Source organism: Streptomyces sp. NPDC051320 (assembly GCF_040682175.1).
Taxonomy (GTDB): domain Bacteria; phylum Actinomycetota; class Actinomycetes; order Streptomycetales; family Streptomycetaceae; genus Streptomyces.
The window spans coordinates 1-7190 of record NZ_JBFBAL010000041.1 but is presented as its reverse complement, the minus strand read 5'-3'; the positions used below and the strand labels follow the sequence as shown (position 1 = coordinate 7190).

The 7190-nt window shown below is 69.1% G+C and carries 8 protein-coding genes and 1 rRNA gene; all 9 read right to left on the bottom strand.

Annotated features, from left to right (window positions below; translation table 11 throughout):
- Positions 1 to 110 precede the first annotated feature (110 nt).
- On the bottom strand, positions 111 to 1145 hold the full coding sequence (locus AB0M87_RS33125; RefSeq protein ID WP_365859574.1) for a 1-acyl-sn-glycerol-3-phosphate acyltransferase: 1035 nt from the start codon (positions 1143 to 1145) through the stop codon (positions 111 to 113).
- 1 nt (position 1146) lies between these two features.
- A complete protein-coding gene (locus tag AB0M87_RS33120) occupies positions 1147 to 2196 on the bottom strand; it encodes an NAD-dependent epimerase/dehydratase family protein (protein ID WP_365859572.1) in 1050 nt (349 codons plus the stop codon).
- A 167-nt stretch (positions 2197 to 2363) separates the two neighbouring features.
- The gene (locus AB0M87_RS33115; RefSeq protein ID WP_003948845.1) at positions 2364 to 2462 is read right to left on the bottom strand and encodes an AURKAIP1/COX24 domain-containing protein; all 99 of its coding nucleotides are present in this window, start codon (positions 2460 to 2462) and stop codon (positions 2364 to 2366) included.
- 155 nt (positions 2463 to 2617) lie between these two features.
- On the bottom strand, positions 2618 to 2830 hold the full coding sequence (locus tag AB0M87_RS33110) for a helix-turn-helix domain-containing protein (protein ID WP_365859570.1): 213 nt from the start codon (positions 2828 to 2830) through the stop codon (positions 2618 to 2620).
- A 125-nt stretch (positions 2831 to 2955) separates the two neighbouring features.
- On the bottom strand, positions 2956 to 3774 hold the full coding sequence (locus AB0M87_RS33105) for a phosphatase (RefSeq protein WP_365859568.1): 819 nt from the start codon (positions 3772 to 3774) through the stop codon (positions 2956 to 2958).
- A 167-nt stretch (positions 3775 to 3941) separates the two neighbouring features.
- Positions 3942 to 5096: an acetoin utilization protein AcuC gene (locus tag AB0M87_RS33100; RefSeq protein ID WP_365859576.1), complete on the bottom strand. Its 1155-nt coding sequence runs from the start codon at positions 5094 to 5096 to the stop codon at positions 3942 to 3944.
- A complete protein-coding gene (locus tag AB0M87_RS33095) occupies positions 5068 to 6345 on the bottom strand; it encodes an MFS transporter (RefSeq protein WP_365859566.1) in 1278 nt (425 codons plus the stop codon). The genes AB0M87_RS33100 and AB0M87_RS33095 overlap by 29 nt, the downstream gene beginning before the upstream one ends.
- 41 nt (positions 6346 to 6386) lie before the next feature.
- A complete protein-coding gene (locus AB0M87_RS33090) occupies positions 6387 to 7031 on the bottom strand; it encodes an HAD family hydrolase (protein ID WP_365859564.1) in 645 nt (214 codons plus the stop codon).
- Between the two features lie 68 nt (positions 7032 to 7099).
- Positions 7100 to 7190: ribosomal RNA gene (rrf, locus tag AB0M87_RS33085) — 5S ribosomal RNA — on the bottom strand; the annotation flags it as partial.

The following is a 7190-nucleotide window of genomic DNA, read 5'->3' as shown; positions in this document are numbered from 1 at the left end:
CGGGGGGGTGCCCCCCGGTGTGGCCACCGCGCTGGTGGTCGCGCTTTAGCTGCTCGGGCGTGAGGGGGTGCCGTCGTCGGCACCCCCTCACGCCTGGGTAACGGCGACCGCTAGAAGAACACCGACCTGCGCTGCACCAGCAGTTTGTACAGGGTGTGCTGGATCTGCTCCCGAACCTGGTCGGTCAGATTGAACATCAGCATCGGATCCTCCGCCGCCTCCGCCGGATATCCGCTCGTCGGGATCGGCTCGCCGAACTGGATGGTCCACTTCGTCGGCAGCGGCACCATCCCGAGCGGCCCCAGCCACGGGAAGGTCGGCGTGAGAGGGAAGTACGGGAAGCCCAGCAGCCGTGCCGCGGTCTTCGCGTTGCCGATCATCGGGTAGATCTCCTCCGCCCCGACGATCGAGCAGGGCACGATCGGCACCCCCGCGGTCAGCGCCGTCGAGACGAACCCACCCCGGCCGAAACGCTGCAGCTTGTAGCGGTCCGAGAAGGGCTTGCCGATCCCCTTGAAGCCCTCCGGCATGACCCCGACGACCTCACCGCGCCGCAGCAGCCGCTCGGCGTCCTCGGCGCACGCCAGCGTGTGCCCTGCCTTCCTGGCCAGCTCGTTGACGACCGGAAGCATGAAGACCAGGTCCGCTGCCAGCAGCCGCAGATGGCGCTCGGCGGGGTGCTGGTCGTGCACCGCGACCTGGAGCATCAGTCCGTCCAGCGGCAGCGTCCCCGAGTGGTTGGCGACGACGAGCGCCCCACCCTCGGAGGGGATGTTCTCGATGCCCTTGACCTCGACCCGGAAGTACTTCTCGTACAACGGTCGCACCAGCGACATCAGGACCTGGTCGGTGAGCTCCTTGTCGTAGCCGAACTCGTCGACGTCGTAGTCCCCGGTGATCCGGCGCCGCAGAAAGGCGAGCCCGCCGGCGATTCGCCGGTCCAGGCCGCCGCCGGTCTCCCGTGGTTCGTCCACGGCCTGCAGCGGCGGCTCGGACGACGGATCGGGGCCGGTCTGCTGTTCCGGTACCGGCGCCAGCGGCCCGGCCGTCCTGGTGCGCACACCCGGCCGTTTGACGGCCTTGCCGTTCCTGGGCCGCCTGGCCCTCGGCTCGTCACCGAACGGAATGACCTTGGCATCGGCCATGTCAGTTGCGCTCCTTGCTGACAGCAGTGGCAATGGAAGATACCCGGTCGACCGCCTGCGCCAGCGCCTTCGGCGGCAGCAGTCCGATCCCGCGGCTGAGCGCGAAGTCCTCGAAGGTCTCCGGCGTCGAGTACTCCGGAACGTAACCCAGGGTCTCCCGCATCTGGACCGTGCTGACCACCCTGCCGTGCGTCAGCAGCCGGATCTGTTCGGGCGAGAAGTCGGTGACACCGACCCTACGCAGCGCGGAACCCACCCAGTTGACGGCCGGCAGCAGCACCGGGACCGTCGGACGGCCCAGCCGCCGCGAGCACTGCGAGAGCAGCAGCACGCCATCGCCCGCGACATTGAAGGTGCCGCTGTTCAGCGTCCCCTGTGGCGGCTCGCCCAGCGCGAGAAGCAGCACGCCGATCACATCGGCCTCGTGAACGAACTGCAGGCGCGGGTCGTAACCGAACACCGTCGGGAGCACCGGCAGCGACAGATACTGCGCCAGCGGGTAGTCCGCGCTCGGCCCCAGGATGTTGGCGAAGCGCAGCACACAGACCGCCACATCGGGACGGCGCCGGGCGAAGCCGCGCACATAGCCCTCGACCTCGACGGCGTCCTTGGCGAAGCCGCCGCTGGGCAACGACTTGGGAGGCATCGTCTCGGTGAAGACGGCCGGGTCGCGGGGCGCCGATCCGTACACGCTGGTACTGGACTTCACCACCAGCCGCCGTACCGTGGGCGATTTCTGGCAGGCACCGAGCAGCTGCATGGTGCCGATGACGTTGTTCTCCTTGACGGTCGCCCGGCTGCCGCCCGCGCCGAGCGGAGTGCCGGTGACATCCATGTGGACGACCGTGTCGACGTCATACTCGGCCAGCACCCGGGCGATGGCAGGCTGGCGGATGTCCGCCCGGACGAAATGCGCACCGCCCAGCTGGTGGTCGGGCGGCACGATGTCCACCCCGATCACCCGGTCCACTTCCGCATCCCGCTGGATGCGCCGCACAAGACGGCCCCCGAGCTGCCGGGCCACACCGGTCACGAGCACGACCTTGCCCAAGATCCGCGCCTCCCATTCGGACTCCCGTACGGGCCACCGTAGCCGGTCGATGTTGCTCTGCGGTGACAGGGCGCTGCGGCAGGTAACCAAATGTTGCGGCCGCACAACGCACCGTGGCCCTCCCACCATGATGGTGGAAGGGCCACGGAACCGCGTACAGCTGCCGCTTACTTCTTGTTGCGACGCTGAACGCGAGTGCGCTTGAGCAGCTTGCGGTGCTTCTTCTTAGCCATCCGCTTACGCCGCTTCTTGATAACAGAGCCCACGACTACCCTCGCTCACTTCTCTTCACTGGTGCGGGGCGTCTGGGCCCACACGACCTACGTCGGCCTAGCCTACCCGCCACCGAGTGAGGGACGTAATCCGAGGGGAGCCGTGCGCTCCTGTTCCGGTCCCGCCCCGGTCCCGCGCCGGATTCTGGTTACGCGGTTTGCACCCCCACGAAGGATTCCCGGAGGTAGTCGTGCACCGCCTGCTCCGGGACCCGGAAGGACCTGCCCACCCTGATCGCCGGCAGATGACCGCTGTGCACCAGCCGGTACACGGTCATCTTGGACACACGCATCACCGAGGCGACTTCCGCCACGGTCAGGAACCTGACCTCGTTGAGAGGCCTTTCACTCCCAGCAGCCATGACCCACCTGAACCTTCCGCACCCGACGCGCACCGGCTTCCCCTTCCGGTGACTGTTCGTCGTTGTGCGCTCACCCATCAGACTAGGTGCGGGTGGTACGAGTGGGGAAGAGGGGTACCGATCGGTTACCTACTGGGACAGAGAGCCCGATTGAGTACATAGCGCGTCAGCGGCCGGTAGTGCTCCGGCCGCACGGCGTCGTCCAGCGGCACAGCCACGGACACCCGTCCCTCGGCCTCTCCGACGAACAGCGCGGGATCATCCGTATCAGCCAGACCGATGGCTTCAATGCCCAGCTGACCTGCCCCGCAGACCCATCCGTGGTCCCCCACGACGAGTTCGGGAAGCCGCCCACCGTCCCCGGCCGCGGCCGCCAGAGCGACCCGGACCGGCAGCGGCGAATGGGTGTGTGCGCCCGGCTCACTTCCGGCGGCCCGCGCGCCGGGTTCGCGCATCAGCGCGACTCCTCGCACGTAGTCCAGGTCGTACGTACGTACGCCGAACCGGGTCGTTATGTCGACATGGTGGCCCTGCGCAGGGGTGAGGACGACACATCCTGCCGCCGACACCGCGTCTGCCAGCGCGGCGTAGAACCCCAGCAGCCGATGCGGGTGGCCGGTACCGAACAGGACGGCCGACCGGCGTGCGACCGCCTCGCCGAGGCGGTCTGCGAACGCCTTCAGCGCTGCCAGTGTCCTCTCGGGGTCGATGACATCGGCGCCCGACACGTGGCGCGGGTCGCCGGAGACTCCACACCGGTCGGCCATCAAGGCCAGCAACTCCCGTTCGTCCCAGTGGCGTTCGGGGGCGAGGCCGAGCGTCGCTCTGGGGTCCCGCGCCGCGAAGAGGCGGTAGCTACGAAGACTTGTCTCCCGGGGGGTGGCCACGGGCCCGGCCAGCTTGGCCGCCAACAGGTGCGCACGGAGGGCGCCGGTGCTCAACACCCTGCCGATGCTTCCGTACGGAAGCCGGGGGCGGGGGACGAACGAGGGAGGTCCGCACGGTTGGCGTAAAGGTGTGCGTCAGCAGCTGCCCGGGGCGTCGCCCCGGGCCCCGCTCCCCCGTCGCCGGAGAGGCTCCCATGTGCCCGGCGTCAGACACATCGCCTCTTTCAAGGCAGGAGGCCCCGGGAGGGGAAGACCGCGCGGCGGGTTGCCAGTACCGCTTGGTCCAGGCGGTCTGCCGGGTCGTAGCCCTCGTCCCAGGCGCGCCAGGTCACCGGCCACCGGCCGTCCGTCATCCGGCGCGGCGCCGACTGGCGGGTGCGGGCGTAGACCTCCGACCGCCACGCGTCGGGGATCAGCGACTCGGGATCGATCTCGGCGTGGGCCGCGATCGCCGCCAGGTGCGTCCAGGAGCGCGGTACGACGTCCACGACCGCGTAACCACCGCCCCCCAGCGCCACCCACCGGCCACCGTCGGCGTACTCGTGCGCCAGCCGGTGGCAGGCGACCTGTACCGCCCGCTGGGCGTCCAGCGACACCGCGAGATGGGCCAGCGGGTCCTCGAAATGCGTGTCGGCGCCGTGCTGGGTCACCAGCACCTGCGGCCGGAAGTCCGCCAGCAGTTCGGGCACCACGGCATGGAACGCCCGCAGCCACCCCTCGTCCCCGGTACCGGCCGGCAACGCCACATTCACCGCGGAGCCCTCGGCCGTTCCGTCGCCCGTCTCGTCCGGCCAGCCGGTCCCGGGGAACAACGTCCTGGGATGCTCGTGGAGCGACACGGTGAGGACCCGTGGGTCCGCATGGAACACCGCCTGCACACCGTCGCCGTGGTGCACATCCACATCGACGTACGCGACCCGCTCGGCGCCGAGCTCGAGCAGCCTCGCGACGGCAAGTGCGGCGTCGTTGTAGACGCAGAATCCGGAGGCCGACCCGGGCATGGCGTGATGCAGCCCGCCCGAGAAGTTCACCGCGTGGGAGGCGTCCCCGCGCCATACCGCTTCGGCGGCGCCCACCGACTGCCCGGCGATCAGCGCGGACACCTCGTGCATGCCGGCGAAGGCCGGGTCGTCCGGGGTGCCGAGGCCGTAGGCCGGGTCGGCGCTGTCCGGATCCGCCGAGGCCGCCCGCACGGCCTCCACGTAATCCGCCCGGTGCACCAGCCGCAGGGTCGAATCCCCCACCGGCTTGGCCGCCACGACATCCAGCGCGGCGTCCACGCCGTAGGCCCGGATCAGCCCCATGGTCAGCGCGAGCCGCACCGGATCCATCGGGTGGCCCGGCCCGAAGTCATACTTCGTTACTGCGTCGTCCCACATCAACAGTTCGCGGCCGCTCATGCCCGCCACCGTATCGGGCATCACCGTTTCCGAACGACCTGGCGTACAGCAGCGTGGCCAGGACCAGCACCATGGGGACGAGCATCGCCCCGCGGTAGTTCCACGCGTCGCCGATCGCCCCCACCAGGGGGGAGCCGATCAGGAAGCCGACGTAGTTGAAGATGTTCAGACGGGCGATGGCGGCGTCCGACGCTCCGGGGAACAACCGGCCGGCGGCCGCGAAGGTCTGCGGCACGATCACACACAGCCCGAACCCCAGCAGGGTGAATCCGAGCATCCCCACCCAGGGCCCGGACGCCGAGGCCACCACGGCGAAGCCGACGGCGGCCAGCACCGAACCGAACCGCACCACAGCCACCGCACCGAAGCGCCGCACCCCGAAGTCCCCGACCGCCCGGCCCAGCAGCGTGGTGACCATATAGACGTTGTACGGGACGGTGGACAGCTGCTCGGAGCTGCCCAGCACGTCCTGCAGGTACTTCGCGCTCCAGTTGGAGACGGTCGAGTCGCCGATATAGGCGAAGGCCATCACCAGGCAGAGCGGCAACAGCAACTTGAAGACGACGGAGCCGCCGTCGGTGGAGTGCACGGCGGAAGGGGCGGAATTGGTGGAAGCGGTGGGAGGAGTGGGAGCGGTGCTGCTGGTGGCTGCTGTGGCGTCCCGCTGGGCGTCCGCGTACCACCGGCTCGCCACCAGACAGAGCGGCAGCAGCACCGTGACCACCGGCCAGTACGACATCAGCAGCGACAGGTCCCAGTGCGCACCGGCCCAGGCGAGCGAGGCGCCGGCGATCCCGCCCAGGCTGTACGCGGCATGGAAGCCGAGCATGATGCTGCGGCCGTACGCACGTTGAAGGCTGACCCCCAGCATGTTCATGGACGCGTCCAGCGCCCCCACGGACAGCCCGAAGACCCCCAGCGCGACCGCCACCTGCCAGAGCCGGCTGCCGGCCGCGACCCCGAGGAGAGCCAGCAGCACCACCGACTGCACCCACCGCAGAACAACCGACGGCCTGACCCGCGCCACCAGTTGCTCGGTGGCGACGCTGCTGACGCCAGCGAGAACGGGCACAGCGGCGAGGAAGGCCGGCAGCAGACCGTCGGATATCCCGTAGCGATCCTGAATCGCCGGGATCCTCGTGACGAGGAGAGCGAAGGCCGCGCCCTGCGCGAAGAAGCTGAGCCCCAGGGAGACCCTGCCGTGCCGCAGCCGAACATCTGACGTCATGGCGGCACAGTAGGCCCCAGACCTACCCGTGGGTAGACAGGTCAGGCAAGCAATTCCGGAAGCTCCACCAGCTTCGAGAAGAACCCGTTCGCCCCGGCCAGCCGCTCGGCGGGGGTCATGGCCGTGAAGCCGTACACGTCCATCCCCGCGGCCCGCGCCGCCTTCACACCGAGTTGGCTGTCCTCGACGACGACGCACCGCTCGGGCGCCACACCCATGCGCTCGGCGGCGAGGAGGAAGAGATCCGGCGCCGGCTTCCCCCGGCCGACATCCTCCGAGCTGAAAATCCACTCCTCCTCGAACCACTCGTCGATCCCGGTCGCCCGGTGGCCGACCCGGATCCGCTCGTGACTTCCGGATGAGGCCACGCAGTACGGCACCCCGTGGGCGACCAGTTCGCCGAGCACTTCGGCGGCACCGGTGACCGGTGTGAGTTCCTGCTCGAAAGCGGCGAAGATCCGGGCGTGCAGCGTCGCGTCGAAGTCGTCGGGGAGCCGCTGACCGGTCCGTTCCTGGATGAGGTCGTGCACCCGGTGCACAGCGGCCCCCATGTAGTCGCGGAGAGACTCGTCGTACGTCGTGGGGTGCCCGAGCTCGCTCAGATACCCGGAGAGGATGGTGTTGGAGATCGGCTCGCTGTCCACAAGGACGCCGTCGTTGTCGAAGATGACCAGGTCGTAGCGCATACCCTGACCCTAAACGCAAAAATGCCTCAACCCCGGGCTATGACAGCTCGGGGTTGAGGCTAAAAATTGTTCGGCGGCGTCCTACTCTCCCACAGGGTCCCCCCTGCAGTACCATCGGCGCTGAAAGGCTTAGCTTCCGGGTTCGGAATGTAACCGGGC

Coding starts and splice junctions, on each gene's coding strand:
- AB0M87_RS33125 (WP_365859574.1), bottom strand. CDS start 1,145: ATGGCCGATGCCAAGGTCATTCCGTTCGGTGACGAGCCGAGGGCCAGG.
- AB0M87_RS33110 (WP_365859570.1), bottom strand. CDS start 2,830: ATGGCTGCTGGGAGTGAAAGGCCTCTCAACGAGGTCAGGTTCCTGACC.
- AB0M87_RS33100 (WP_365859576.1), bottom strand. CDS start 5,096: ATGTGGGACGACGCAGTAACGAAGTATGACTTCGGGCCGGGCCACCCG.
- AB0M87_RS33095 (WP_365859566.1), bottom strand. CDS start 6,345: ATGACGTCAGATGTTCGGCTGCGGCACGGCAGGGTCTCCCTGGGGCTC.
- AB0M87_RS33090 (WP_365859564.1), bottom strand. CDS start 7,031: ATGCGCTACGACCTGGTCATCTTCGACAACGACGGCGTCCTTGTGGAC.